The following is a 25,611-nucleotide window of genomic DNA, read 5'->3' on the forward strand; positions in this document are numbered from 1 at the left end:
AAAATAAGCCCTATTCTCAGAATTGGGCTCCTTTATACATACTAATCGTCATCCAGTTCATAAACTGCGTCGATTTCAGCGATAGAATGTCATTCACGATCTGGTGAAGCGATGGAACACCGGTTTTACGATATTTATCACTCACACAATCCCATATATCTTTGCCGCTCACATGTTCATAGCCGAGCAGGATAAACTCCTCCACCTTGCTTAAGCACAAGCTCTCAATGATCTCATTGAGCTCTATGTCGGAAGGTCCATTATCCATTTCACCAGCTTCTGTGGATGTTTCTTGATGCTCCGTGTCGTCTTCTTCGCTCTCTGTATCCTCAGGATGATGAGGGACTTGGTCGTTATCTTCTCCGGTCATAGAGAGATCCTCCTAAGGTGTGATTTACCTGCTTCCATCTACTATTCGATAGTCATCCACGATTTTCCTGCTTGGCGCTGCCCCTGTCCACAAAATGTTAGCATGAGCTTGGCCAACCCCCGCATACTCATAGAGTATGTCAAGTATCGGAAGAGGGAGTCGCGTTGACGAAGCAATCGTTTATTAGAGGTACGATGATCCTGTTAGCCGCAGGAATTTTAAACCGGATTCTTGGCTTCATCCCAAGAATTACACTGCCGCGAGTCATCGGTGCGGAAGGCATCGGTATTTATCATATGGGCTGGCCTTTCTTATCCGTAATCCTCACCATCATAACAGGCGGGATTCCGGTAGCCATCGCCAAACTGATCGCGGAGGCTGAAGCCGAGAATAATGAAACGAGAATTCGCAGCATTCTCCGAATATCATTAGCCATTACGATTTCGCTTAGCGCAGTGTTCACCGCGGCGTGCATTCTCGGGGCTTCGTGGATTACCTCCCACTTATTAACGGATTCACGAGTTTACTACACCTTCTTATGTATGAGTCCGATGATACCCATCATCGGGATCTCTGCGGTTTATCGCGGCTATTTTCAAGGCAGACAGAATATGATTCCTACGGCAACGTCTCAAATTATGGAGACATTGATCCGTATTGTCATGGTGCTTGTCTGCTCGTACGTCATGATCCCCTACGGGATCGAATATGCCGCAGCTGGCGCCATGATGGGCGTGCTTGCCGGCGAAATTGGCGGTCTGGTCGTCTTGGCCATCCATTTTAAATATGATAAAAAAACGTCTCCAAAGACACCACTCGCCCAAATCGGCTCAACCAAAGTGAAGGGCAGATTGGCTAATTTACGCAGAATTTTGCGGATTGCCGTCCCCATCACAGGAAGTAAATTGATAGGTGCCAGCTCGTACCTGTTCGAATCCATTCTGATCGCCCAAAGCTTAGCCATTGCTGGAATTACAACCTCCGTCGCTACAGCGCAATATGGCGCTTTGCAAGGGATGATTATCCCTATCATTCTTTTACCCAGCGCACTTACGATGTCGCTTTCGGTTTCGCTCGTGCCATCTCTGAGTGAAGCCGCGGCACGCAAAGATATCAAAACGATCCATATGCGCCTGCATCAATCCCTGAAGCTGGCTCTAGTGACAGGAGCTCCATTCACCGTTCTTATGTTCGTTCTGGCCGAACCCATCTGTACCTATATGTACAATCAACCTGATGTCGGTATAATGCTGAAAATGATGGCGCCCATCGCCATATTTATTTATTTTCAAGCTCCCTTGCAGTCCACTTTGCAAGCCTTGAACAAACCGGGAGCCGCATTAATTAACACGCTAATCGGATCTATCGTCAAGCTTGTTCTTATCTATTGGTTGGCCAGCAAGCCGGAAATGGGCATTCATGGTGCGGTTTTTGCCATTAATGTCAACATCGTGCTCGTCACATTCCTGCATTGGAACAGTGTAGTACGCTTGCTGAAATTCCGCATGGAGGGCAGCGATTTCGGCAAAATCGGAGCGGCGATGGTGCTCTCGGGGCTCTGCAGCTACGTTGTCATGTATACAGCTTGGACATCAACGGACTGGCTCCGTTTTGTAACTTCCCTGATTGTCGGCTTTATGACTTATCTGCTGCTTATCGCTGCTTTCCGCTTGATTCGTTTGAAAGATATCAGTCGACTGATGAGCATGGGCAAAAAGATCATTCGTTGATTTGGACTTCGATAAGGTAGCGCCTATCATCGGCCTGCCTTATCTTTTGCGATCCAGGAATATGCGTCCTCTGTGGTCTATCGAGCAATAAAAAACCTCTTTGAAATCACGGACTCCTTTGAGCTGAAGCTGATTTTTCAACCAAAATCTCGTCTTCCCTATCTTCTCTAAATTATCGTCTTGCACTTTGCTATCCATAATAAGGGCCAGCGGCAGTCCTTCGTATCGGATCACACTTTTTGGTGTTTCCACGTCTGCGCTTGATTCCTTCACCACTTTCTCCACAACGCTTAGTTTCCCCGACGGTTCAAGCACTGCGAATTCCACATCCGCCACATTCATAATCTTGTTCTGTCTGAGCTGCAGCATCAAATCATCCAAATTGTAACGATGCTTCTTCATTTCTTCGCGATCAATCGTTCCCTTGCTGATGATAACGCTTGGCTTTCCGTCAAACATAAGCCGCAGAGTTCTGCTCTTCAACGCTAGGAAAGCGATAAAAATTTGGATAAGCACCAGCGTTCCCATCGGAATAAGCCCATCCAGCAGCGGTTTACTGGAATCCTCTACCACGAACACAGCGATTTCTGCAATCATAATCGAGATTACCAGATCAAACAGCGATAATTTACCGATTTCCCGTTTCCCCATCAGCCGAAGCATCAGAAAAACGACAAAGTAAACCAGCACGGTACGTAAAAAAATGGTCAGAATTTCCATCGTTAACCTCCCCTGATCTAAGCTCTTGCTTGTTCTCGGAGTTCAATGGTATTCTGACCGCGGATGCACTTCATCATGCAGAATTTACGTATTCAATTGTTGGCAATTACAACAGAAAAATGTTGAAATAGATCGTTGCGATGATGCATAAAAGCAAAGAAATCGGCGCTGCCACGATCACGTAATTACGCTGGGTCAGCCCTCCGCCTTCCTGTTCAGCAAGGACCGCCGCATACATATTAGCCGTTGAGCTGAGCAGAGTTACCCCGCTTCCAATTGCCGTGCCTGCAAGCAATGACCACCACATGGGTATTGCGGCGGTAGGAGAAGAATAATTGAAGATTTCTTTCCCCATATCCTTCACTACCGGTATCATGGCCGCTGTATAAGGAATAGCATCCATCATCGCAGACCCAAACGCTGTTAACCACAGCAGCAGATTGGTTAAAAAGGGAACACTCCCTTGGCTTAATTCAAGCCCTCTTGCTGCCACAAATCCCGTGAAGCCCGCATAGGTTAATCCGCCGACCATCACAAATAAACCGAAGAAAAATAAGAATTGCGAGTCCTTGACTGCTTGCCAAGCAGTCTGAACATCTTTGTGCTTAATGTGATGCATCCATTGCTTATAGCCTAGTAGAAATAGAAGCAGCGCGCCGCTTGCAGCAATGTAAGAAGCTTTCCACCCTAGAACCCCCTGCAGCAAAAGGGTCAACAGAGTAAGCCCTGTAATAAGAGAACCTCCAATCAAAAAGAGGCGATCCTGTATCAAATAAGAAGCAGGCTGTAAGCTGAGCAGCTCCCTTTTACTCGTTTCAGCAATAACCATGCTTCTCCCATAAACCACCCACAGGATGACATACACAACGATAAGCAGAATCAAGCTAAGCGGCCCCAATTTGGCGAGCATCTGTGCAGCTGAAATAGGGACTGACTGACCGACAAGCCGGTTCGACAAATTGCCCATCAATGTTGTCATACCGCCAATATGTGCGGATAACAGAACAGAAATTAGAAACGGAACAGGCGATAGTTTCATTATCTTCGTTGATTTCAGCAAGATAGGAACAATCACAGCGATTGCCAATAAACCATCCCACAGTGCCGAACTGGCGGCAGCAAGCAGCGACAAGCTGACCAGCAGTGTAAAGGGCTTCATGCGAAACTTGCGAATAATGTGGCTGGAACCATACGAAATAAGTCCTGTTTTCTGAAAAAGTCCGGCAATTACAAATAAACTGGTCAGCAGCAAAAGGACATGCCAGTTGGCATACGTTGTTACAGCTTTGCTGATCGGAATAATTCCCAAAACAATCATCAGCAAGCCACCGCCTAAAGCCGTATACATGCGGTCCCAGCGTTCAATTAAGATGCACACATACGCCGCGGCAAATATAACAATGGCTGCGACCGCTTGCCAAAGCGCAGGTCCCTGTGAAAATTCCGTCATAACGATTCATTTCCCCCTTAAACAGTCTGTACTAATTCTATGTGCTTGACCATACAATGATGTTAATGAAAAGAACGAATATACGAAAGGATTGGTGCCTGTGAACCCCATGAAAACGGTCAGTCAGGTTCGAATAACGTCTCCTTTATTTTCCGGCCTTATGTATTCATTAAGCATGATGACAATTGGAACGATAGTGACATCTTTGTTTCTGCTCTTAACCAGCACCCAAGAGAGCTCCTTACATACTTTGACAACAATTATCCATGCGGTATCACTTTTTATTGGAGGCTGGGTTTCTGGCAAAAGAGCGGGAAACCGCGGCTGGTACCATGGAGGCATCGTTGGTTTTGTTTATTTCTTGCTTATCTTTTTGGTTGGTTTTCTTGCGTTCGATGCAGGATTAAACCTTCAATCCCTGCAGCTGCTTAGCATTTTATTCGTATCCGGAGCTTTGGGCGGCATGCTTGGCGTAAATACAAGAAAATAAGATTTTTCCGTGAAATTATCACTTTCCCCCTCAGACTGTGATATAATATCTTGGTTATTATCGTAATAAATTTCCAATATTAGGGGGAAAACACCATGAGCCCGTTTCAGTCAATGACACATGCAACGGTCTATATAGTTATTACTATCTTTGTCTTGCTGATTGCTGCGACACGCACAAGCCCTTTCAATATTGCCGGGAGTTTCGTACAAGAAGTGTTCACTTCCCGGAAGTACCTGATTCACTTCTCCGCCCTTATCACCATTCTATTTTTCAATAAAATTGAAATGAGCATTGAGAAAAAAATGCATTTCAATGCGGATTTCACCAAATCGATCTACGGCATAGAAGGCAACTTCGTGGCTTCGATTCAGAACTTTTTTCATAATGATATCCTAACCGCAGTCAGTAGTTATTTCTACGTCGTTATATTTCCTGCTGTGATGATTGCATCTATAGCACTTTATACCTACCAGAAAAATTATAAACTGTTTTACGCCATTTGTTATGCGTTGATGTTCAACTATATGGTCGCTATTCCATTCTATCTGTTTTTCCCAGTTAATGAAGTCTGGTCGTTTCATCCGAATGTCAAACTGTTAATTCTCGATGTATTTCCTACATTCGAACAAGATTATCGTCCTCTTTCGGGACTCGATAATTGTTTCCCAAGTTTGCACACATCAATCTCGGTTTCCATGGCTGTCATTGCTGTGAAGAGCCGCAATACATTTTGGAAAATCTTCGTGCCCTGCTCTGCGGCATTTATTATTTTCACAATCTTCTACCTGGGCATTCATTGGCTGTCAGATATGTGCGCAGGTGTCGTACTGGGTGTTGTTGCCGCGAGATTCGGGCTGCGTATCGCAGAAGGCCGTCTGGTCCTTGGCGAGCAAGCACTTCTCAAACCTCTTAAGAACAATGAATTGTAACTGCCTCTTATAAAAAGCCAAATAAAAAGCGAGAGCCTGATGAAGGTTCTCGCTTTTTTACTTATTCCTTAGCTGCCGATTTAGAAATCGCATTAACGGCGGAACGGTCAAACGTCATTTTCGTTGCATCATTGACACGAAGTACACAAATGTCATCCGTGATTTCCATGATCGTTCCGTGCAAACCACCAATCGTAACGACCTTATCCCCTTTTTTCAATCCACCAAGCATTAAATTGCGTGTTTTCTGTCTTTTCTGTTGTGGACGAATAAGTAAGAAGTAAAGAACAACAAACATAAGCACTAAAGGCCCGTATGTATACAAGTACCCAACTGCGCCAGTATTAGCTGCAGCATCTGCTGATAGTAACATAGGTATCCTCCTTTCTTAAAATCCTCTTTCATTATCATTCAGCCCATAAGAGGCAAAGAATTCATCGCGGAAATCAAGCAGTCGATCTTCCTGAATGGCTCCTCTGACATCACGCATGAGCTGTAGTAGAAAGTGAAGGTTATGAATCGTTGTCAATCGAATACCGAAAGTCTCATCCGCTTTAATCAAATGACGGATATACGCTCTGCTGTAATTCTTACACGTGTAGCAAGAACATTTGGGATCCAGCGGTCCAAAATCAGTGGCGTGCTTCGCATTGCGAATCACGAGCCGACCTTCGCTGGTCATACATGTCCCGTTCCTTGCGATCCTTGTTGGCAATACACAGTCGAACATGTCGATCCCACGGATAGCGCCTTCAATTAAGGCATCTGGAGATCCAACGCCCATCAAATAACGCGGTTTATTCGCAGGCATAAGTGGTGTTGTATAATCCAACACTTCGTACATCAGGTGCTTAGGCTCTCCAACACTCAGTCCACCAATAGCATACCCCGGGAAATCCATGGAAGTCAACTGCTCTGCACTTAGCCTCCGCAGATCCTCATGCATGCCTCCTTGGATAATGGCGAACAAGCCTTGATCTTCCGGTCTGCTATGGCTTTTCAGACACCGCTCAGCCCAACGCGTCGTGCGTTCAAGAGATTTCTTCACATAATCATACTCGGCAGGGAAAGGCGGGCATTCATCGAAAGCCATCATGATATCAGATCCGAGCGCATTCTGAATCTCCATCGCTACTTCAGGGGAAAGAAACAGCTTGTCCCCATTCAAATGCGATTTGAACGTCACGCCCTCTTCTGTAATTTTTCGCATATTGCTTAGGCTGAACACTTGAAATCCGCCGCTGTCTGTAAGGATCGGCCGATCCCAGTTCATGAACTTGTGCAATCCCCCTGCGGCTTTCACGATATCGTGACCAGGGCGAATGAACAAATGGTAGGTGTTGCTCAAAATAATTTGAGCGTCCATCGTTTTTAATTCCTCGGGGCTCATCGTTTTGACCGTTGCTTGTGTGCCAACCGGCATAAATGCCGGTGTTTCAATGACCCCGTGAGGCGTGTGAACCTTGCCTAAGCGGGCTCCGGATTGTTTGCATGTTTTGATCGGTTCATACGTTACTGCTGCTGCCAATACATCCACTTCCTATTCCTATTCTAAGCTTCTCTTCATCTTGATTATTAATAAATGAACATCGCATCGCCAAAGCTAAAAAACCGATATTGCTCCCGCACAGCTTCTTCGTACGCCTTCAAGACATGAGATTGCCCTGCAAGCGCGCTGATCAGCATCAACAAAGTTGATTTTGGCAAATGGAAATTGGTTAACAAAGCATCCACCACTCCGAACTGATACCCCGGATAAATAAAAATGCTCGTCCAGCCTTGGGAGGCTTCAATATGCAGCGGTTCAGTCCCTGCGCTTCCTGCTTGCTCGCGACTTAGTCCTGCCGCTGTTTCCAACGTGCGTGCCGAAGTTGTCCCCACCGCTATGACTCGTCTGCCATTGGCTTTCGTTTCATTGATTAAAGCGGCTGTTTCCGGTGAAAGCACATAATATTCCGAATGCATTTGATGCTCTTCAATCGTGTCGACTGAAACTGGACGGAAAGTTCCTAATCCAACGTGCAGAGTTACAAAAGCAATTCGAACGCCCTTAGCTTGTAATTTGTCCAAATAGGCTTCAGTAAAATGCAGACCTGCAGTCGGGGCCGCAGATGATCCTTCATGCTTGGCATACACCGTCTGATAACGTTCTCGTTCAGATAGCTGCTCCTTAATGTAGGGAGGAAGCGGCATCTCGCCCAATCTGTCGAGAATTTCGTTGAAAATGCCGGTATAGCTAAATTGAAGCACACGGGCCCCCATCTCGCCCTCTTCTACCACTTCCGCCGTTAATAACGGCTCCTCCGGATTGGCTGAATCCATATTCAGCCCAAAGACTGCCACCGCCCCCAGCTTCATGCGCTTCCCAGGCTTGACCAAGGCTTCCCAACGGTCGTCGCCCAGCGGCTTTAGAAGCAGAAGCTCGACTTTCGCTCCGGTGTCTTTCTTCGCACCAAAAAGCCGGGCTGGTATAACCCGTGTATCGTTCATCACGAGCAAATCCCCGGCTTCGATATAATCAATCAGCTGTTCAAAAGTTTGGTGAGTTGTCTCACCAGTTTGTTTGTTAAGTGCCAGCAATCTGGACGCCGTACGATTCAGCAACGGCGTCTGGGCAATTAAATTTTCGGGTAGCTCAAAATCAAAAGATTGTACATCCATGAAGTAGTTTCATTCCTTAGTTATGGTAATTCCAGCGTAGTAGGACTGGAGTATTTTCTTATAATCATAGCCGAGTTCCGCATAGCCTCTTGCTCCCCACTGGGACATGCCAAGCCCATGTCCATAGCCTGTTCCTCGGAAAACAATTTGTTTGCCTGAACTTACTTGGACAACAGACGGAGAAGTCGAGCTTCCCGGCGTTGCACTGGGTTTAGACGATCCAGCCGTTCCGAGAGCTGTTAAATCCGACTTTTTCAAAGCGGTAGGGGCCGATTGTCCTGCGGATAAAACATAGATGGGCTCCGTCGCAGAACCATTTGTTTCGGTCGCCGCTGCACCAGCAATGGCTAGGCCAGTCGCATTCGGCGTATTACCAGTATAACTGCCTGCTGGTTCAATTTCAAACCGGGTGCTGGGCAAACCGCCAAGCACCGTGCGCAGAGCATCAGGATAAGGAACTTTCACAACTGTGCCGTTCGCTTTCAGCTCAGTCACCCTGCCGGATGGGCCGCGTTTGGATATCTCTAATGTTTGCAAATCTCCCGTGATTGCAATCCCTGCTGCCGTTAATTTACCCTTGATATCACTGGCTGTATAAGGCCCTCGAGTCCAAGAAAACGCATTTGATTCCTTCTCTTGACCAATGACAAGCACCTTTTCATTAGTTGAAAGCTGATCAATTGAAGGGTTCGCTGCATTATCAACATAAGGGGCTAGACGCACGTTAACATCTTGCTCTGTAGCCGTATAATAAGAAGCCCCATCCTTGGACTTCTGGCCGCTGTCTTTGAGATACATCGAATGCACATAACCTGTTCGACCATCTGCCAGCTGAATGCGGTACCAAATGGCTTTCCCCTTCTCTGCGCCTTCATCCGGACTAGGCACACTGCGCAAATAAGCAAGCGGATTCCCCCATACTTCAGAGGGATCAGCGGTCATTCCTCCAGCATTAGAGGAGAACACCGGTGAAATGAGTCCATTTTTATCGCTTATGACTTCATCCTTCGTAGCATCCACTGCTTGATTCCCTGCAGGAAACTCCTTTTGAATGCCATAATACGCCTGATCAAGCGTAGTATCCGTTACTTGAGCAATCTCATACTTATTCCCTTGTTTAATCGCAAAAGTCCTTGCAGCGACTGCTTGTGCTTTCAAAGCTTCCACAGGCCAGCCAGCACTAAGCTCGGAGCCTAAAACACCGTATAAATAAGACTCCATGGCAACTTCGTTCACCAAAGCTAATTTATCATGATAAGTACTAATTTCCATATCTCCGCGATAGCGGCGGTCTCCCCGCTCTTTCACCGTAATCCCGTCGCTTTTGGGATGGACTACCGTCTTCTGCTCGCCTGCGGCTGACGCATAATGCGGGATTGCAGCAGCACCGTTCGATGAAGCTGTAACATCAGATCGAGCAATAATATAAGAGGACTTTGCGTTTACGGCTTGCAGCGGTACATTCGGAGCTGCTTTCAGCGCAGCTGTCTTCACGGCGTCAAGCTGACCTGCCGTTGCTTCGCTGCCCACAAAAACGCTATAAGCCAGCGTTCCTGCCGCATCTTCCTGCACAGCTATTTCGGCTTGAACACCGGCTTGTATGTATACACTCATTTGCTGCTGAGCTGCCGCTTCTGTCGCATAGCTCCCGGCACTTAAGTGCAGCGGGCCTGTCAGAACAGGAGGAACCGACTTCGTTAGCGCTGCAATCGTCCCATCTTTCAATGCCTGAGCAGCTGTGCCCTCGGCCGCCTCTTTGGTAGGAAAGCTGCCGTAATACACTTGATAAACAGTTTTGCCTTGTTTCACTCGGCTTAACACATAACCATCCGCGGTCATTGTAGCCAGTTTGGCATATAGCGCTTTGGCCGCCGCAAAATCCGTTGTCTCCAGCATCATGGCGCTATACTGCTCAATAGACATACGGATAGAGGTATCCGCGATGGATAACCAAGGCTTAACCACTGCATTCGCAGCAGCTCGAACACCAATTTCCAGCCCACCTGTTCCGCCGGATAGCGTAACTACTGGTTCTACCAATTTATACTTCGTTGAATCTATCAGGAGCGCAACACGAATTTGATCCAAATGCTTTACTTCCGCTGCATGGGCAGGCGACTCCACTATTGGGAATGTTCCAAAAATCAAAGCGGCTGTAGTAATCACAGTCAACGTCTTAGGGGCGAGCAGCTTTTTTCTCCAATTCATTCGACAATAATTCCTTTCTTTCGATGCATTCTATAACGTTAGACTCTAGTAAGCCGAAGAAGTTTTGTTTGATAGCGTCGTTTTTAGCAAAAAATGTCTGGACACTCTTGGGAGAGGCCCTGACATTTCCGCGAAAATGCTGGATTATGCAGTGTTGTTAGGTCGTGGCTCCACTGCTGCTGTGAGCTTGCTTTTGGTTGATTGAGGCTGCTTTTTCGGCTGGCTCATCACCCTATAATTCCACTGTTAACGTACGCCCCGCGTAACTTCCAACACAAAAAAAATCTTTCACCCCCGCCATCCGGCTGAGGCAAAAGATTTCGATTACTTCTGATCCGGCACCGGCAAGCCCAGATGATGATAGGCTAGCGGTGTGACGGTACGGCCGCGCGGTGTTCGCTGCAAAAAACCAATCTGCAACAGATAAGGCTCATACACATCCTCGATCGTTTGGCTCTCTTCGCCGATGGTAGCGGCAATGGTTTCCAGACCGACAGGACCGCCCTGGAAGCTCTGTATGATCGCTCGCAGCATTTTGTGATCAATCTCATCCAGACCAAGGTCATCGACTTGAATGAGCTTCAGCGCCTCTCTGGCGATGTCTAGCGTGATGATGCCATCGCCCTTGACTTGGGCGAAATCGCGAACCCGCTTCAGCAAGCGGTTAGCGATCCGCGGTGTCCCGCGAGAGCGCATCCCGATCTCGCGCGCAGCTTCGCCGACGATGCCGACCTGCAGGATGTCGGCTGTACGGCTGACGATGTAGGTGAGCTCCTCCACCGTGTAGAACTCCAGCCGACTGACGACCCCGAAGCGGTCGCGCAGCGGCGCAGACAGCAGTCCGACGCGCGTCGTCGCGCCGATCATCGTGAACGGCGGCAAGTCCAGCCGCACGGAGCGTGCGCTCGGTCCCTTGCCGATGATAATGTCAAGGGCAAAGTCCTCCATCGCCGGGTACAGCACCTCTTCCACCGTACGGTGGAGACGGTGAATCTCGTCGATGAAAAGCACGTCGCCCTCCTGCAAATTCGTCAGGATGGCAGCAAGATCGCCCGGCCGTTCAATCGCTGGGCCGGAGGTCGTTCTGATACTCACGCCAAGTTCGTTGGCGATGATGTTGGACAGCGTGGTTTTGCCTAAGCCAGGCGGACCGTACAGCAGCACATGATCAAGTGCTTCTTTACGCATCTTGGCGGCTTCAATATAAATCTTAAGGTTCTCCTTCGCCTGCTTCTGGCCGATATATTCGGCCAAATAACGAGGACGCAGGCTATATTCAATGACATTGTCCTCCATCATCAAATTAGCCGATATAATCCGGTCATTGTCCATCGTGATCCTCCTAAGAGCTTCCCGTAAGGAAAGCTGACTTCGTAAACCCTTATGTATACTATGAATTCTATGATTCCATAACGCTCATCACTTCTACTACATCGAATACAAAGCTTGCAAAGCAAGCTTCACTAACACATCCACCGAATCTCCCGGATTCGTTTTGGGTTTCACTTGCAGCCAAGCACGGTCAGTCTCTGCTTCGGTATACCCCAGCGTCATCAATGCTTCCTTCGCTTCGCTCCAGACGTGGCCGCCTTCAGTAAGCTGCGCCGAACCAACCACGCTCAAAGCGACAGCCGCTTCCGGACTGGAGAAGCTGACAGATCCTAATTTGTCCTTCAAGTCCAAAATAATCCGCTGAGCCGTTTTTTTGCCAATGCCCGGAAGCTTCGTTAAAAAGGCTAGGTTCTCCTGGCTAATCGCCAAAATAACCGCCTCCGGCCTACCGCCCGCCGCCAGAATTCCGAGAGCTACTTTAGGTCCAATGCCCGTCACATCCAGCAGCAAACGAAACAAGGACTGCTCATCCCTTGAAATAAAACCGAACAGCAGGTGAGCATCCTCACGCACATGATAATGAATGAACATGGTCACATCTTCATCTTCCTTATGAGACAAGGCATAGGGATTCGGACAAAAAACACGGTAACCTACACCGTTTACATCCAACACGGCATAGTCGCTTTCGCGAAAGGCTACTTTCCCTCTTAAGAAATCTATCATCGTTTCCTGACCTCATTTATCCTAGATTGCAAAGCAGATGAGTGTGCATGGCAAATAGCAATCGCAAGCGCATCGGCCACATCATCCGGTTTGGGTATTTGCGAAAGTTTAAGCAAGATCTTGACCATTTCCTGAACTTGACGCTTCTCTGCATTTCCATAGCCAACAACCGCTTGTTTCACTTGAAGAGGCGTATATTCAGCAATCGGCAGACCGGCTTGAACACCCGCAAGAATCATTACACCTCGCGCTTGCCCTACCGTGAAAGCCGTTGTTACATTTCGATTAAAAAATAATTTCTCGATCGACATCGCATCCGGTTTATACTTCTCTATTAATTGTACCGTAGCATCGTAGACATCTTTGAGCCGGATGCCGGGGTCCGTATGTGCCTCTGTCTGAATAGAACCATATTGCACAGGGACGAGCTTGCTGCCAATCTTATCAATAAAGCCAAAACCTACGATCGCGATCCCCGGATCAATCCCCAGAATACGCACAGCATTTCTCTCCCATCTAAAAAAAGCGAACATATGTAGTCATTTCACATTATAGCAGATAACAAAAAAAAGAGATAGACTCGGGAATCCCCTCATCTACCTCTTCTTAATTTTTCCCATTTATGGCCTTGTCATTGCCCGTTCCGTCTCTTCGACGGCATAATCACTGAAGGTTGATAATACGCTATTATACTCCTCCATATCCGACACTCGAATGCCATTGTGCAATTGCTCCACCGTATCACGCGGCAAACTGCTTTCCAGATGCTTAATATTCAACTGAAAAAAGGTGCGAATCACATTGTCTTTCGCTGGTGTTCCATTAAAAAGGGAGAGATTGCTGCTGCCGTCGATACCGAATACCGCGTTTTCTTTGCAAGCCGGTGATAAATCATCAATATTTTCGGTAAATGTTACCTCACCGTTCTTGCTTAAGCTCAACAGCCAATCTGGATGCTTAGTCTGCAAATTGAGTAATTGTTCTGACGTTTGCAGTCCTAACTGGCTGCGTTCCTCTCCGCAAACATAGGACTTAAGCAAGTAGCTTTCACGGCTATCCGTTATCCGTTTAAGCGTTTCTGTCGCTGTTTTCAACCGTTCATCATCTTCAGGCGTTAACTGCGCCATGGTTGATCGAACTGCTTTCTCAGAGCGCTCAGCTTTATTTAAATAACCGTCTGAAGCAAATAATAGCCAACCCGCCGCTCCGACAAGAAAGAACATCCCTAACGTCAACAAACTGCGTTTGCGCCGCAGCTTTCTTTTCCAATGCTTCAAAAAGCGTTGCACATTCACTGATATCCCCTTCTCTTCTCGTTTTTCCGTATTGTTTCCATTTGCATCAAACGCTATACATCATTTACCATAGAGAGAACGAATGAAAACAATCAAGACGGACGGTGAGGCCTTGAATGAAAGGTAGAAAACGGATTAAACGCACAACGCTCCTCATGATTGGAGTCGTCCTGTTGTGGGGGTCAGTAGCCATTTGGAATGAAATTAATAAAAACAGGTCAACAGGGGTTCCACCACGTTCAACTTCAGCCGCACATCCCTCGCCAGCTCAAAAAAGTAACCAAACCTCCATAAATTCGATCACGAATGGGTATAAAATGAGCTCGCCATAGGTTAAAATTTGACTGTAGCCGCAGAAGTGATATAGTCAGAAGTAGATGAATTAATCTCATACTTATTCAGGAACAACGATATATATGGAGCAAGACTAAATCACAAAAATTTATCTTCGTAATGCAAGTTTTTTTAACGACAAACGCTATGCTTATGTGAAAGAAGACAGTTTTCTTACGAAAACTCTTAAGGGAGGGAAAACATCATGAATGTGGCAGAACTTCAATTAATTCAATTATCCAGACGAGGCGACCGCAATGCTTTCGTGGAGTTAGTCGAGCTATACCGCAACAAAATTCAGAAGCTTGCTTTTCGCATGCTGCACAACAGACCGGATTCGGAGGATATCGTCCAAGAAACCTTTATCCGTGTCTATCTGAACTTAAATCATTATGATGAAAGCCAGAACTTCTCAACATGGATTTATCGGATTGGGAAGAATGTTGCTATTGATCTGCTCCGCAAAAAGAGACCTGTTCAATCCCTAGATGCGGAACTGAACGATCATGACGATGACTATAGCTACTACAGCAAGCTGGCCAGTCAAGATCAATCGCCTGAGCACGCCGTACTCCAAACAGAGATTCGAGATCACATGCATACATCCATTAATAAATTAGCGGACAAATATAAAAGTGTGATTACACTCTACTACATGGAGGAGCTCTCACTTCAAGAAATTAGCTCTAAGCTGAACTTACCCATCACAACCGTGAAAACCCGCTTGCACCGCGGACGTGAGTTGCTTCGCAAAAAATGGGGAATGAATTTCGTTGTTGGTTTAATGGTCTTTTTTACAATCGGCATGATCGCCTAAACATAAATATACATGAAGAAGCCTCCTATTCCACACAAGCTCAAGTGGTTTAGAAGGCTTCTTTTTCATGTTCAGAAATTGATCCAAGGTCCGGCCGGTTTGGATTCCTGCTTTTCAGCCGCTCTCTGCTGACGTTTCAAGAACGAATCTAAGGCGGATGCACCGGACAATCTCACTCTTTTGGTGGAGCGATGGGTTTTGGACTTCGTCGGCTTATCGCTGCGAATGTCAATTTCAACGACTTCATCTGTATTTGTTTCTTTGGCCAGCTCATGCGTATGAACTTGCGGCATCATCGGCGACTCATAAGGAGCCTCATAGTTGGCACCGGCATACGGGATGCCGTAAGGCGCCTGCTGGTAGCCATCAAAGGAGTGATGATGATGATGTTCACCCTGCGGATAATCGCCAAAAGATTGATGATGAAGCCCAGCCTGCGGATAATCGCCAAAGGATTGATGATGAAGCCCAGCTTGCGGATAGTCCCCAAAGGATTGATGATGATGTCCAGCCTGCGGATAATCACCATAAGGATGTTGTCCGCCTTGCTGCATGTCGTAAGGTGATGCCGGCGGATAGAGACCTGGAATCGTCGGGGATCCCTGTTGGTAGCCATCCCATGGCGTTCCGATGGGGCCTGTTGGATAACCCGCCGGAATTGTCGACCACGGTTGTTCCATCATCGAAGGACCTCCGCAGCCGCAGCCCTCTTCGCTTGCCGGATACGTCATTTGCGGTTGATTGCTGTAAGAAGCTTGTTCCCATGGCGTTTGTTGATAGGGCGCAAATGCGGGATACGCGGAGGCCTCAGGCTGCTGGGCAAATACGGGATACGTGGACGCCTCAGGTTGCTCGGATTCTGGGTAGACAGATACCTCCGTTGCGGAGATGTGAAATTGCTTAAACGGATGAACGGCTTTCTCATGCTCTTCCGGCATTTCAAAAGCCTCTGGCTCTGGAGCAGGCAGAATATGTGATGGCTCCATCTGCGAAGATAGGATTGGCTGCGGAATAATGGGGGCAGACTCTGGAGCAGGCGTTGGAGCAGCAACAGGCTCTGGCGCTTCAGCAATGGGCATAACCGGCTGTTGATTCACATCAACAGGGGTCCAAGGCTGTTCAGCCGGCATTTGTTCAAAAGGCATCGTCGAAGGTTTTGAAGAGGGAACTGGATTGGTTGCTGCTTGGCCCTGACTGCCGTCATGCTCGTGATGCTGGAATTTGGGAACATACACAACTTCCCCTGTCATAAGTACATTGGGATTCTTCAGCTGCGGATTCGCCTGAATCATGGCATGAAGCGGTACATCCCAAGCTTTGCCAAGCTTCCATAAGCTATCGCCCTGTACGACAATGTGCTTATACGCATATTCCGCGGGCGGCTCAAAGTGACTCGGTTTCGAAGGAATCTTCACCTTCATTCCGATGTCAAGATGATTTGGGTCTGCCAGCTGTGGATTGAGTGCGATAATCTGGTCCAGCGTAGTCTGGTATTTTTTTGCAAGCTCGTACAGGGAGTCTCCCTTTTTGACAATATGGATTTTCAACACCATACCTCCTTCGAATGTTCGTCAGAAAACATGCTGCATAAGCCTTATGCTTATTCACAATGATATTACAGTTTATGCACGTTCCTAGGCTTTTGCCCCTTTTGGACAAAAAAATTCCCTCGCGTCATCAACGCCAGGGAATCGCTTGTTCAACTTGTATAAGAATAGCTCGGATAACAACCCAAAATTCGAACCTGACAACCTATCGCCTCAATTTCTTGAATCGCAGCTCGCAGAAGCACAGAATCCAAGGACCCGGCTATGTCAATATAAAAGTAATAATTTCCTAATTTCTTCTTCGTTGGCTTGGATTCAATCTTAGAGAGATTGATTCTCCGCCATGCAAAAGCAGACAGCACTTGATGCAGGGCACCTGGATAGTCTTCAGGCAGCGTAACCAGAATGGTCGTCTTCATGTCACCCGAAGATTTCAGCTCAGAAGCCTCTTTGCCCACCAGCAAGAAGCGAGTCATATTGTCTTTGTGATCCTGTATTTCCCTCTCCAGCATGGGCACACCATAGTTCTCCGAGGCGATAGCCGTTCCGATAGCGGCTACAGTTGGATCCTGCAGTGCGGATACAAGACGTACCCCTTCTGCGGTTGAGCTTACTTGTTCGAACTCCGCTCCGCTCAAATACTGCTTCATGAACCGGCTGCACTGTGCAGGCACCACATGATGGGATAGTACCTTGCGGATATGCTGGTACGGGTTCCGACCTTCCGACTGAACGTCTGCCTTGGGATATCCGATTAGATTCATATCAATTGGGAAAACCCATTCGGCTCGAATCGGAAGATCCACTTCATGTACGAGCCAGTCGACATGCAGATGTACGGAGCCTTCCAAGGTGTTCTCAATCGGAATGACGCTAAGATCGGTTTCACCCGATACCGTCGCATTGAATACTTCGGATATCAGTTTATAGGAAACATAGATAAAATCCTCTTTCAAAAAATGGCGAGTAGCTTCTTCCGAAAAGGTGCTCGGACCGAGAATCGCAACTTTCTTCATACAAGGACCCCGCCTTCTACACGCGACTGAAGATCCCCGTCATTCTCTTGAAGCAACGTTATCGTCACGCCTTCTTGACTCGGCTTCAACCAGAGTGTTTCGGCCTCTATGCCTTCCTTCGCCAGTGTTCCCTTCAAGAAAGCCTCCAGTTCATCCTTCTGTCCGCTTCGCGCGTCCACAAGGGCAAGCATCGTTGGTCCCGCTCCGCTGAGAGCGACGCCAAGCGCGCCATGATCCTCAGCTTGCTCCAACAAGGTCTTCATGCCTGGAATGAGCTCAGCGCGGTATGGCTGATGCAGCGCATCCTTCATGGCATGACGGATCATCCCTAGGTTGCCTGTACTTAGCGCAGCTACAAGCAGTGAGGAATGGCTAAGGTTGTACACCGCATCCTTCATAGAAACCTGCTTAGGCATCACAGCTCTCGCCTTCTCCGTAGACAGCTGGAAGGCAGGTATGGCTACCAGCACTTCCAAGTTCACGTCTGGCTCTATCCGAATCGACTCGGCTCGCTCACCGTCCCAGAAGGCCACCACGATGCCGCCATACAAGCTTGCCCCTACGTTATCAGGGTGCTTCTCCAGACGGCTTGCAATTTGAAACAGCTCGTAAGACGTGAGCTTATTCCCAATCAGTGCATTGGCGCCGGCCAGTGCCCCGATAATAGCGGAGGCACTGCTGCCTAAACCACGCGTCAAGGGGATATCGCTGTACATTGCGATTTCGAGTTCCGGATAAACGACGCCCGCTTCTTGGAATACCATTTGAGCGACTTTATATATGAGATTGGTCTTGTCCGTTGGAATCCCATTCATCTGATCACCAAGCAGCTGAATGGTCGTTTGATCCGAGATGGCCATATCGATCCAAGCATAGAGATTCAGGGCCATCCCCAGGGAGTCAAAGCCAGGACCTAAGTTTGCCGTACTTGCCGGCACTTTCACTCTTACCTTTTGCACTGACTGATAACTCATTTCGAAATTGCGCCTCTTTTCCATAATTTAGCCCGAACGGATATGAATTAGCCTTCTACGCGGTAGACGCTTTTGATAGCATGAATGACATCCATAGAATCGAACTGTTTCAGTACATTTTTCATACTGGCTTGGTTCGCATCATGAGTAATGATAATAATTTCAGCCTTCGGATTGCTTTGATTCGGATGTTGGAAGACTGACTCCAGGCTGACTTCATGGTGAGCAAAAATTTGGGTAATTTGCGCCAGTACACCCGCTTTATCTTCAACATGCAGAAGAATGAAGTTTTTGGAAGCAATTTGTTCGTCCGTCTTCAGCTTCTTCTCTTTGTAAGGCGCAAGTACAGTACGTCCATTGATGCCCAGCTTCAAATTCCGCACAACAGCAACCAAATCGGCTACAACCGATGTAGCCGTTGGCAGTTCACCCGCTCCAGCGCCGTAGAACATCGTTTCGCCAACAGCTTCTCCAGTAACGTACACCGCATTGAAAACGCCGTTAACCGAAGCAAGCGGATGCGAGCTCTTGACCATTGTCGGCTGCACGCTTACAGAGATGTGTCCATCATGGTTCTCGGCAATCCCAAGCAGTTTCACTTCATAGCCTAATTTTTTGCCGTATTGGATATCCTCTTTCGTAACTTTCGAAATACCTTTCGCTTCTACGTCACCCAAAGCAACGTTAGCATGGAATCCGAGTGTAGACAGAATCGTCATTTTGCGGGCAGCATCCAAGCCTTCAACGTCGGAAGTCGGATCAGCTTCTGCATAGCCAAGCTCCTGCGCTTCTTTTAATACGTCTGCATAAGCCGCGCCTTCTTGACTCATTTTGGTCAAAATGTAATTTGTCGTTCCGTTCACAATCCCCATGATCTTCGTGATTCGGTCTGAAGAGAAGCCTTCAACGAGTGCACGAATGATCGGAATGCCGCCGGCCACGCTCGCTTCATAGAATACGTCACAGCCATGCTCCGCCGCTTTGGCCAGAATTTCTGCGCCATGCATCGCCATAAGATCCTTATTGGCTGTCACAACATGCTTGCCATTGCCTAAAGCCGTCAGGATATGCTCTTTTGTTGAAGATACTCCGCCCATAACCTCAATCACAATATCGATCTCGCTATCGCCGATAACGTCCCATACATTTTCTGTCAGCTTATCAGCATCTACACTGATGTTGCGCAGTTTTGATTTATCTTGTACTAAAATTTTGGCAATTTCAATCGCGGAACCGGTTTGGCGCTGCAAATCCTCCTGGTGCTTTTCGATAATACGCACGACACCTGTTCCTACTGTTCCTAATCCAAGCAATCCAACCTTGACTGGTTTCATTTCATTTACCTCCCGTTTCATGTAGCTTTATCAACTTCCTTGACCGATAACCATCGCGCGCTTGACTCCATCCTGTGCCTGAAGTCGATCTAGAATCTGACGAATCTCCTCCCCCAGAGAGGAGGTTTCTACCGAAATGACCACATTGGCCATTCCCTGCAATGGAATCGTCTGATGGATCGTAAGAACATTCCCATCCAGTTCAGCAATGAGCGCCAATACGCGTGACAAAATTCCTGAGCGATGCTCTAAATCCATGGATATTGTAATAATTCGTTCTCTTTCCAGCTTGCTGAGAGGATGAATGCCATCCTTATACTTATAGAAGGCGCTGCGGCTGAGCCCTACTTGTTCAACAGCCTCGTGAATCGTCTTTACTTCGCCTCTTGCCAGCAATTCTTTCGCCTGCGCCGTCTTGAGTACACCTTCCGGCAATATATCTTCCCGGACTAAGTAGTACCTCTCAGGACCGGTATGCTTAATCGTCTGCAAAAACTCTTTGCTTTCCGGCACGGGTCTACCGTCCTCTCTAGAAAGACTATTGTTTCTCTATAGAGGACATTATATCGAATCAAGCTGACAGATGCAATAGGCATCTCTCATCTATTCTTGCATTCTTTGCAGCCTTGATCTTACCTATGATAAGCTGAGATTACTAGATAAGAAGGGACCCTTTCCATGATTACATTTCGAATGCTATCTACAGCACTGCTCTGGAACAGCCAGAACGAACTCTTGATGATGAAACGTTCCTTAACACGCACGCTCTCGCCCGGCGTTTGGGCAGCAGTCGGCGGCCATTTGGAACCCGATGAGCTCAATAACCCGCGCGCGGCCTGTTTACGAGAAATATACGAGGAAACCGGCATCGAACATGATGAAATAGAAGGACTGCAATTACAGTATGTCTTACTTCGTTTAAATGGACAAGAAGTTCGCCAGCAATTTTTCTATATCGGCAAAATGGATGTGAATCCGCGCATTGTCACCAATGAAGGGGATCTGCATTGGATTCCCAAAGAACAAGTACTCGATCGCCCTATTCCTTATATTTTCCGCTGTTTGCTTGAACATTATTTCCAGGTTGGTCTTACACCGCACCCTTGGATCGGTTCAGCCGGCGTCATCGCAGGCACAGAGGAGCCTACTGTACATTGGAATCCTCTCATAGACCCGAAGCAGCTCTAACGCTTATCATACAAAAAAAACCTTAAGGCCCACGGAAGTGGAACTTAAGGTTTTTTGGGTTGGTCGCTTAGAGGGCGCTTCCGCCAAACAAGAAGCGATACTCCCAATGCCGATTAGCAATGGAGTCAATGCGCACTCCGCCGCTTTCCTTGGAATAAGTGGACAAGATTTGACCATCACCCAAGTAAATAGCTACATGGGTTATCGTTTGCGTTGATTTATTGATTCCCTTGTAGTTGGACGCGCTTGTCCCTTTGTAAGACATGAAGAACATAAGATCCCCTGGCTTGAGATCGTGCCAATCTGTTTTGGCATGCCCCAGAGATTTCACATAACTCCCTTGTCCTCTAGAGTCGCTTGGCAGTTTCAAGCCAATGCCATCCAGAAAGGCTTGACGAACAAAGTCGGAGCAATCAAAAGTCGCTGTATTGTTACGGCTTGACCCATATTCATAGGGTGTGCCTAAATATTTCTTTCCGGCTGCAATAATTTTTTGGACCTTGGCAGTTGTTGAGTCGCTCCCGCTTCCACTTTGGTTTCCGCCAGTGTTGGATCCGCCGGATGAGGTATCTCCTGAAGTTTGTATGTACTTGGAACTCGTGCTTATGTAGCCTACGCGTCCGTCAGAAGCTTTTACTTTATACCACCAACTGTTTACTTTGGTCAAAATGGTAACTTTCTCTCCCTGCTTCAGGTATCGAATCCGAGCCGAATTCTCATCTGCACTTTGTCTCAAGCTGACACTGCTTATAATCTGAGCAGTTGCTGCTGAAGCTTGCTGCGGCATCGGTATCATAATCGCCCCAAAAATAAGGGTGGGTAAGAGCGCAAGAGTCAATAGTTGTTTTTTCATGTTGTTAGCCTCCCCAGCTTTTCGCTTTAGCTTATTTACCTCCATATACCATTCGTAAGCACATGCCGATTTAAGGGGATAGCCGCAAAATAAATTTAAAAAAAGACCCTGCCTTCGCCTGATTGCCAGACAAAAAGTAGGATCTTTATCCGATTTTCGTGGATGAATCATTACCATTAGAAACGTCTTTTCGGGTGAAACGACGGCTCTGGTCGATCCATTTTTGCATGACTTTATGGGCTTCTCTCCTCTGCAGCAGAGACTCCGCCAATTGAAAGCCCTCCTCATAGCTGCCAACCTTATCGAACCAAGTCAATCGCAATCCTGTATTAAAAATGACATGATCCCGCTCGCGCCGCAATTCCTCAGAATTTTCCCCTGCAATGATCCGCTGCACGATGGAAACCTGATCTTCTTTGCTTATTGGCAGCAACGGATCGCTCAGAAAACCGAATTTCTGCGGTTCTACCACGCGTGATTCGTCGCCCCATGGGGTAACGATCCGAATTGTGCTGTTTTGGTATATAGGCAAATCCTCGGAACCTTCAATCCCATTGACAATATAGACATTTTGCAAGCCTGAGCTCATCGAAATAGGTATTAACGACTCCATCGTTGTCCGCTGATTGACCCCAATGATCATATTCATCGAATGTACCGGGTTCATTACTTTCTCTACGATGTTCATAACGGTGCGCAAGCCAATTTGCTCACGTACCTGCTTCAGTTTTCCTAAAGGCGGGCAGAGCTGCTCCGTATGCAGGAAGCCAATGTGCAGATGGACTAACATCGTCTCCCAAGCTTTAACGGTTACGTCCATCTCTACGCCCAAGCATTCCAGCAGCTCTTTCATAGCCGTTCCTTGCTTCGCAGGCAGCGAGTCTCCGCCATGCAGAATCTGAGAGAAGCCAACAGAGGCCAGCAATAAACTGACAGGGAGTGTGATCGGGAATAAATGCCGTCCCTCCGCAGGTCCAGCGCAGTTGAGTGAATCGGCTAAAGCATGGTAATTCAAGGAATAGCTGCGGAAAACATCCACGAACGCCCTCAGTTCTTCATCAGCTTCTCCCTTCATACACAGCGCCATTAAAAAAGCGGCACATTGCGCATCCGTTGAATGTCCACCGGCCATCTCATGAGCTGCTTCAACCGCCTCTTCATAGGATAGATCTCGTGAGCCTTGCTGACCTGACCCTATTGCTTGAATCCATCTTTTCATCTTCACTCCTCCTCTCTGCTTGAAGGTGTTTAAGTATAATGTTATATTAACTAACGCATATAAAGTATTTATTAAGAAAATCGTAAACCTTTTCCAAAAACATGTCAAGTTTTATAACATAAAATGCGCGTTTAACGCAAAAAAACACTCACCCTGTGTAAGGATAAGTGTTTATGAGTTTACTGTTTCTCATCAAATTCAAAATCAAAGTCGCCAATTTGGATCGTTTGACCATGAACGGCTCCACGAGTACGCAATTCCTGATCAATTCCCATATTCCGCAAAATCCGGGCAAACCGGGCGACGCCATCCTGTGTGCTGAAATTCGTTCGCTTGATCAGCTTCTCAATCGAAGGACTCTCGATCACGAACACATCATTGTCGCGACGAATCGTGTAGTCATTCTCCTCGCGCTTCTCGAAGCGATAGACTTTACGTTCTTCTTTTTGAGCTACACCCTCAACTTCAGGCGCATTCGGAATGCTTTCTACAATATCCGAAATCTTGTAGAGCAGCTCCTGAATACCGCCTCGCGTCAAAGCCGAAATCGCATAAACTTCTACTTCTTTGCCATCCGCAGCCAACTGCTCCTTGAACAAGGTCAAATTGTCCGCGGAATCCGGCATGTCCATTTTGTTCGCAACAACGATTTGCGGACGCTGCTCCAGCTTCGCATTATAGAGCTTGATTTCCTCGTTGATTTTGATGAAATCCTCGTAAGGGTCGCGGCCGTCCGCAGCGGACATGTCCACGACATGGACAATCACTCGCGTCCGCTCAACGTGACGCAGGAATTCATGGCCGAGCCCCACGCCTTCATGGGCTCCTTCGATCAGACCCGGAAGGTCCGCCATCACGAAGCTGCGTCCGTCGCCCACATCCACAACCCCGAGGTTCGGAGTCAGTGTTGTAAAATGGTACGCGGCAATCTTCGGCTTCGCGGCAGAGACAACCGACAACAGCGTGGATTTCCCAACGCTAGGGAAGCCCACTAAGCCGACGTCAGCCATCACCTTCATCTCCAGGACAACCCAGCGCTCCACGCCTTCTTCGCCATTCTCGGCGATCTCAGGCGCCGTAACGCGCGCGGTTGCGAACCGTGTGTTGCCTCGACCGCCTCGGCCACCCTTCGCAACAACAACTTCTTGTCCGTGACGCGTCAAATCAGCGATGACTTCCTGCGTGTCATCATCAATGATCGTAGTCCCCGGCGGGATACGTACAACCATATCTTCTGCGTTGGCGCCATGCATGGACTTATTGCGGCCCTTCTCGCCGCGATCCGCTTTAAAATGCTTCTGATAACGGAAATCCATCAAGGTACGAAGACCTTCATCTACACGGAAAACCACATCTCCGCCATTCCCGCCATCACCGCCGGCAGGACCACCCTCCGGTACATACTTCTCGCGTCGGAAAGCAACCAAGCCATCGCCGCCGTCGCCGCCTTTTACAAAAATCTTCGCTTTATCTACAAACATTTCTACACCTCAACTAAGGAGAGACTTTGACCTTGAGCCAAAGATCCCTTTATTTATGTATGAAAAGGCAACCGCAACGTCACAGCCGCTTCTTCCTCTTGCCAATCATTGTGCTCTAGCGTAAAAGAATGGACATTCGAGCGCAAGCGCTCATTCAAAGCTTTCTCAAGTTGCTCCCGATGATAGGGGCCTTGATATACAAAATCAAGCAGTAAGCTATCTTCTTGAACATCGAGTTCTAAGCTAAGTGTCCCACTTTCGCCTTCACCTGTAGCTGCATGCTGCTGGACGCATTCCACCGTTTGGCGCACCAATCTTTCGATCAGCCCGCTTGGCAAAGGGAGCTCAGCCAGATTCATTTCCTGATCTAGTTCAACCACGAACTCGAGTGACTTCGATTCGACTCGGAACAGCAACAAGAAAGCAATAAACGAGGGGAGACCTAACTTGGAGAGATTACTTTCCTGCTGCATATTCATTTTTATTTTTTCCATATAAGGCTGTAAATTATCAAACTTCTTCAGCTGAATGTAGCCAAATAAAATCTGAGTGTCGTTCATCCAGTCATGCCTAAGGCGATTCATCACCTGAATTAGCCTCTTCTGACTCGTGTGTTCCTGTTCGTGAAGAATTTGACTCCACTTTTCTTCTGCTCTGCTTCTTTCCAGTTTAAACGCTGTATAGCCACATACCACAACGATGATTACCAATGCGCCTCTGACAAGCCAGGATTCCACAAACATCATCCCTGTTAGTCCGAGAAGCACAAACGCTAATAAATAAACTTGGGCGCTGCCTGCTCGCTTCATTCCCCGTTCGCTCCGTTCTCCCTGCTTTGTAAACGTTCATCCAGTATATCATGATGTACCAGCAAACTTCACCAAACAAATGAGAAAACCTCTGCCCTCGGCCATCAGAAAGCGTGACCGCGTTTA

The 25,611-nt window shown here is 47.5% G+C and carries 25 protein-coding genes; 5 read left to right on the forward strand and 20 right to left on the reverse strand.

Annotated features, from left to right (window positions below; genetic code table 11):
* Positions 1 to 16: 16 nt before the first annotated feature.
* On the reverse strand, positions 17 to 370 hold the full coding sequence (locus BC351_RS32885) for a post-transcriptional regulator (protein ID WP_341866038.1): 354 nt from the start codon (positions 368 to 370) through the stop codon (positions 17 to 19).
* A 164-nt stretch (positions 371 to 534) separates the two neighbouring features.
* Here BC351_RS32885 and spoVB point away from each other — a divergent pair, with 164 nt between their 5' ends.
* Positions 535 to 2,100: a stage V sporulation protein B gene (spoVB, locus tag BC351_RS32890; protein ID WP_079419020.1), complete on the forward strand. Its 1,566-nt coding sequence runs from the start codon at positions 535 to 537 to the stop codon at positions 2,098 to 2,100.
* A 39-nt stretch (positions 2,101 to 2,139) separates the two neighbouring features.
* Here spoVB and BC351_RS32895 read toward each other — a convergent pair whose 3' ends face one another.
* A complete protein-coding gene (locus tag BC351_RS32895) occupies positions 2,140 to 2,820 on the reverse strand; it encodes a DUF421 domain-containing protein (protein WP_079419022.1) in 681 nt (226 codons plus the stop codon).
* Positions 2,821 to 2,926: 106 nt separating this feature from the next.
* Complete coding sequence (locus BC351_RS32900; protein ID WP_079419024.1) at positions 2,927 to 4,270, reverse strand: SLC13 family permease; 1,344 nt, start codon at positions 4,268 to 4,270, stop codon at positions 2,927 to 2,929.
* A gap of 109 nt (positions 4,271 to 4,379) precedes the next feature.
* Between BC351_RS32900 and BC351_RS32905 the strand changes: the two genes are divergently transcribed.
* Positions 4,380 to 4,760: a TIGR04086 family membrane protein gene (locus tag BC351_RS32905; RefSeq protein ID WP_208629884.1), complete on the forward strand. Its 381-nt coding sequence runs from the start codon at positions 4,380 to 4,382 to the stop codon at positions 4,758 to 4,760.
* Between the two features lie 95 nt (positions 4,761 to 4,855).
* Positions 4,856 to 5,692: a phosphatase PAP2 family protein gene (locus BC351_RS32910; protein WP_079419028.1), complete on the forward strand. Its 837-nt coding sequence runs from the start codon at positions 4,856 to 4,858 to the stop codon at positions 5,690 to 5,692.
* A gap of 61 nt (positions 5,693 to 5,753) precedes the next feature.
* On the opposite strand, the gene yajC is transcribed toward BC351_RS32910, so the two are convergent.
* The 8 genes from yajC to BC351_RS32950 form a co-directional block, all read right to left on the reverse strand.
* A complete protein-coding gene (gene yajC / locus BC351_RS32915; RefSeq protein ID WP_079419030.1) occupies positions 5,754 to 6,065 on the reverse strand; it encodes a preprotein translocase subunit YajC in 312 nt (103 codons plus the stop codon).
* A gap of 15 nt (positions 6,066 to 6,080) precedes the next feature.
* Positions 6,081 to 7,220: a tRNA guanosine(34) transglycosylase Tgt gene (gene tgt / locus BC351_RS32920; RefSeq protein WP_079419032.1), complete on the reverse strand. Its 1,140-nt coding sequence runs from the start codon at positions 7,218 to 7,220 to the stop codon at positions 6,081 to 6,083.
* A 47-nt stretch (positions 7,221 to 7,267) separates the two neighbouring features.
* Positions 7,268 to 8,353, reverse strand: coding sequence for a tRNA preQ1(34) S-adenosylmethionine ribosyltransferase-isomerase QueA (queA, locus tag BC351_RS32925; RefSeq protein WP_079419034.1), 1,086 nt, complete (start codon positions 8,351 to 8,353; stop codon positions 7,268 to 7,270).
* A gap of 9 nt (positions 8,354 to 8,362) precedes the next feature.
* Positions 8,363 to 10,561, reverse strand: a complete 2,199-nt coding sequence (locus BC351_RS32930; RefSeq protein WP_144028598.1) for a SpoIID/LytB domain-containing protein — start codon at positions 10,559 to 10,561, stop codon at positions 8,363 to 8,365.
* A 324-nt stretch (positions 10,562 to 10,885) separates the two neighbouring features.
* Positions 10,886 to 11,893: a Holliday junction branch migration DNA helicase RuvB gene (gene ruvB, locus BC351_RS32935; RefSeq protein ID WP_079419036.1), complete on the reverse strand. Its 1,008-nt coding sequence runs from the start codon at positions 11,891 to 11,893 to the stop codon at positions 10,886 to 10,888.
* A 96-nt stretch (positions 11,894 to 11,989) separates the two neighbouring features.
* Positions 11,990 to 12,619: a Holliday junction branch migration protein RuvA gene (gene ruvA, locus BC351_RS32940; protein WP_079419038.1), complete on the reverse strand. Its 630-nt coding sequence runs from the start codon at positions 12,617 to 12,619 to the stop codon at positions 11,990 to 11,992.
* Complete coding sequence (gene ruvC, locus BC351_RS32945; RefSeq protein ID WP_079419040.1) at positions 12,616 to 13,119, reverse strand: crossover junction endodeoxyribonuclease RuvC; 504 nt, start codon at positions 13,117 to 13,119, stop codon at positions 12,616 to 12,618. The genes ruvA and ruvC overlap by 4 nt, the downstream gene beginning before the upstream one ends.
* Before the next feature lie 120 nt (positions 13,120 to 13,239).
* Positions 13,240 to 13,914 carry a BofC C-terminal domain-containing protein gene (locus BC351_RS32950; RefSeq protein WP_244209254.1) on the reverse strand — a complete coding sequence of 225 codons (675 nt, stop codon included), beginning with the start codon at positions 13,912 to 13,914 and terminating at the stop codon, positions 13,240 to 13,242.
* Positions 13,915 to 14,452: 538 nt separating this feature from the next.
* Between BC351_RS32950 and sigW the strand changes: the two genes are divergently transcribed.
* Positions 14,453 to 15,064 carry an RNA polymerase sigma factor SigW gene (gene sigW / locus BC351_RS32955; protein WP_079419042.1) on the forward strand — a complete coding sequence of 204 codons (612 nt, stop codon included), beginning with the start codon at positions 14,453 to 14,455 and terminating at the stop codon, positions 15,062 to 15,064.
* Positions 15,065 to 15,135: 71 nt separating this feature from the next.
* On the opposite strand, the gene BC351_RS32960 is transcribed toward sigW, so the two are convergent.
* The 5 genes from BC351_RS32960 to BC351_RS32980 form a co-directional block, all read right to left on the reverse strand.
* Positions 15,136 to 16,611 (reverse strand): LysM peptidoglycan-binding domain-containing protein, encoded by a 1,476-nt coding sequence (locus BC351_RS32960; RefSeq protein WP_144028599.1) that lies wholly within the window; start codon positions 16,609 to 16,611, stop codon positions 15,136 to 15,138.
* 152 nt (positions 16,612 to 16,763) lie between these two features.
* On the reverse strand, positions 16,764 to 17,627 hold the full coding sequence (gene pheA, locus BC351_RS32965; protein WP_079419046.1) for a prephenate dehydratase: 864 nt from the start codon (positions 17,625 to 17,627) through the stop codon (positions 16,764 to 16,766).
* Positions 17,624 to 18,601, reverse strand: a complete 978-nt coding sequence (thrB, locus tag BC351_RS32970) for a homoserine kinase (RefSeq protein WP_079419048.1) — start codon at positions 18,599 to 18,601, stop codon at positions 17,624 to 17,626. Before thrB ends, pheA begins: the two co-directional genes overlap by 4 nt.
* A 47-nt stretch (positions 18,602 to 18,648) precedes the next feature.
* Positions 18,649 to 19,935 (reverse strand): homoserine dehydrogenase, encoded by a 1,287-nt coding sequence (locus tag BC351_RS32975; RefSeq protein WP_079419050.1) that lies wholly within the window; start codon positions 19,933 to 19,935, stop codon positions 18,649 to 18,651.
* 30 nt (positions 19,936 to 19,965) lie between these two features.
* Positions 19,966 to 20,448 (reverse strand): ACT domain-containing protein, encoded by a 483-nt coding sequence (locus BC351_RS32980; protein WP_244209255.1) that lies wholly within the window; start codon positions 20,446 to 20,448, stop codon positions 19,966 to 19,968.
* Positions 20,449 to 20,613: 165 nt separating this feature from the next.
* On the opposite strand from BC351_RS32980, the gene BC351_RS32985 reads away from it, so the two are divergent.
* Positions 20,614 to 21,123 carry an NUDIX domain-containing protein gene (locus BC351_RS32985; RefSeq protein WP_079419052.1) on the forward strand — a complete coding sequence of 170 codons (510 nt, stop codon included), beginning with the start codon at positions 20,614 to 20,616 and terminating at the stop codon, positions 21,121 to 21,123.
* Between the two features lie 67 nt (positions 21,124 to 21,190).
* On the opposite strand, the gene BC351_RS32990 is transcribed toward BC351_RS32985, so the two are convergent.
* The 4 genes from BC351_RS32990 to BC351_RS33005 form a co-directional block, all read right to left on the reverse strand.
* Entirely contained in the window at positions 21,191 to 21,976 is a 786-nt protein-coding gene (locus BC351_RS32990; RefSeq protein ID WP_079419054.1) for a C40 family peptidase, read from the reverse strand.
* A gap of 145 nt (positions 21,977 to 22,121) precedes the next feature.
* Positions 22,122 to 23,195: an anthranilate phosphoribosyltransferase gene (locus BC351_RS32995; RefSeq protein ID WP_079419056.1), complete on the reverse strand. Its 1,074-nt coding sequence runs from the start codon at positions 23,193 to 23,195 to the stop codon at positions 22,122 to 22,124.
* Between the two features lie 179 nt (positions 23,196 to 23,374).
* Positions 23,375 to 24,676, reverse strand: coding sequence for a GTPase ObgE (gene obgE, locus BC351_RS33000; protein ID WP_079419058.1), 1,302 nt, complete (start codon positions 24,674 to 24,676; stop codon positions 23,375 to 23,377).
* Positions 24,677 to 24,729: 53 nt separating this feature from the next.
* A complete protein-coding gene (locus BC351_RS33005) occupies positions 24,730 to 25,485 on the reverse strand; it encodes a Spo0B domain-containing protein (protein ID WP_079419060.1) in 756 nt (251 codons plus the stop codon).
* Between the last annotated feature and the right edge of the window lie 126 nt (positions 25,486 to 25,611).

The organism is Paenibacillus ferrarius, from assembly GCF_002027705.1.
GTDB classification, from domain to species: domain Bacteria; phylum Bacillota; class Bacilli; order Paenibacillales; family NBRC-103111; genus Paenibacillus_E; species Paenibacillus_E ferrarius.

What these genes read in the sequence shown, in the direction of transcription:
- BC351_RS32990 (WP_079419054.1), bottom strand. Translation starts at nt 21,976, where the DNA reads ATGAAAAAACAACTATTGACTCTTGCGCTCTTACCCACCCTTATTTTT.
- BC351_RS32910 (WP_079419028.1), top strand. Translation starts at nt 4,856, where the DNA reads ATGAGCCCGTTTCAGTCAATGACACATGCAACGGTCTATATAGTTATT.
- BC351_RS32985 (WP_079419052.1), top strand. Translation starts at nt 20,614, where the DNA reads ATGATTACATTTCGAATGCTATCTACAGCACTGCTCTGGAACAGCCAG.
- queA (WP_079419034.1), bottom strand. Translation starts at nt 8,353, where the DNA reads ATGGATGTACAATCTTTTGATTTTGAGCTACCCGAAAATTTAATTGCC.
- BC351_RS33005 (WP_079419060.1), bottom strand. Translation starts at nt 25,485, where the DNA reads ATGAAGCGAGCAGGCAGCGCCCAAGTTTATTTATTAGCGTTTGTGCTT.
- yajC (WP_079419030.1), bottom strand. Translation starts at nt 6,065, where the DNA reads ATGTTACTATCAGCAGATGCTGCAGCTAATACTGGCGCAGTTGGGTAC.
- BC351_RS32905 (WP_208629884.1), top strand. Translation starts at nt 4,380, where the DNA reads ATGAAAACGGTCAGTCAGGTTCGAATAACGTCTCCTTTATTTTCCGGC.
- ruvA (WP_079419038.1), bottom strand. Translation starts at nt 12,619, where the DNA reads ATGATAGATTTCTTAAGAGGGAAAGTAGCCTTTCGCGAAAGCGACTAT.
- BC351_RS32930 (WP_144028598.1), bottom strand. Translation starts at nt 10,561, where the DNA reads ATGAATTGGAGAAAAAAGCTGCTCGCCCCTAAGACGTTGACTGTGATT.
- BC351_RS32995 (WP_079419056.1), bottom strand. Translation starts at nt 23,195, where the DNA reads ATGAAAAGATGGATTCAAGCAATAGGGTCAGGTCAGCAAGGCTCACGA.
- obgE (WP_079419058.1), bottom strand. Translation starts at nt 24,676, where the DNA reads ATGTTTGTAGATAAAGCGAAGATTTTTGTAAAAGGCGGCGACGGCGGC.
- pheA (WP_079419046.1), bottom strand. Translation starts at nt 17,627, where the DNA reads ATGAAGAAAGTTGCGATTCTCGGTCCGAGCACCTTTTCGGAAGAAGCT.
- BC351_RS32885 (WP_341866038.1), bottom strand. Translation starts at nt 370, where the DNA reads ATGACCGGAGAAGATAACGACCAAGTCCCTCATCATCCTGAGGATACA.
- sigW (WP_079419042.1), top strand. Translation starts at nt 14,453, where the DNA reads ATGAATGTGGCAGAACTTCAATTAATTCAATTATCCAGACGAGGCGAC.
- BC351_RS32975 (WP_079419050.1), bottom strand. Translation starts at nt 19,935, where the DNA reads ATGAAACCAGTCAAGGTTGGATTGCTTGGATTAGGAACAGTAGGAACA.
- thrB (WP_079419048.1), bottom strand. Translation starts at nt 18,601, where the DNA reads ATGAGTTATCAGTCAGTGCAAAAGGTAAGAGTGAAAGTGCCGGCAAGT.
- BC351_RS32895 (WP_079419022.1), bottom strand. Translation starts at nt 2,820, where the DNA reads ATGGAAATTCTGACCATTTTTTTACGTACCGTGCTGGTTTACTTTGTC.
- BC351_RS32900 (WP_079419024.1), bottom strand. Translation starts at nt 4,270, where the DNA reads ATGACGGAATTTTCACAGGGACCTGCGCTTTGGCAAGCGGTCGCAGCC.
- ruvB (WP_079419036.1), bottom strand. Translation starts at nt 11,893, where the DNA reads ATGGACAATGACCGGATTATATCGGCTAATTTGATGATGGAGGACAAT.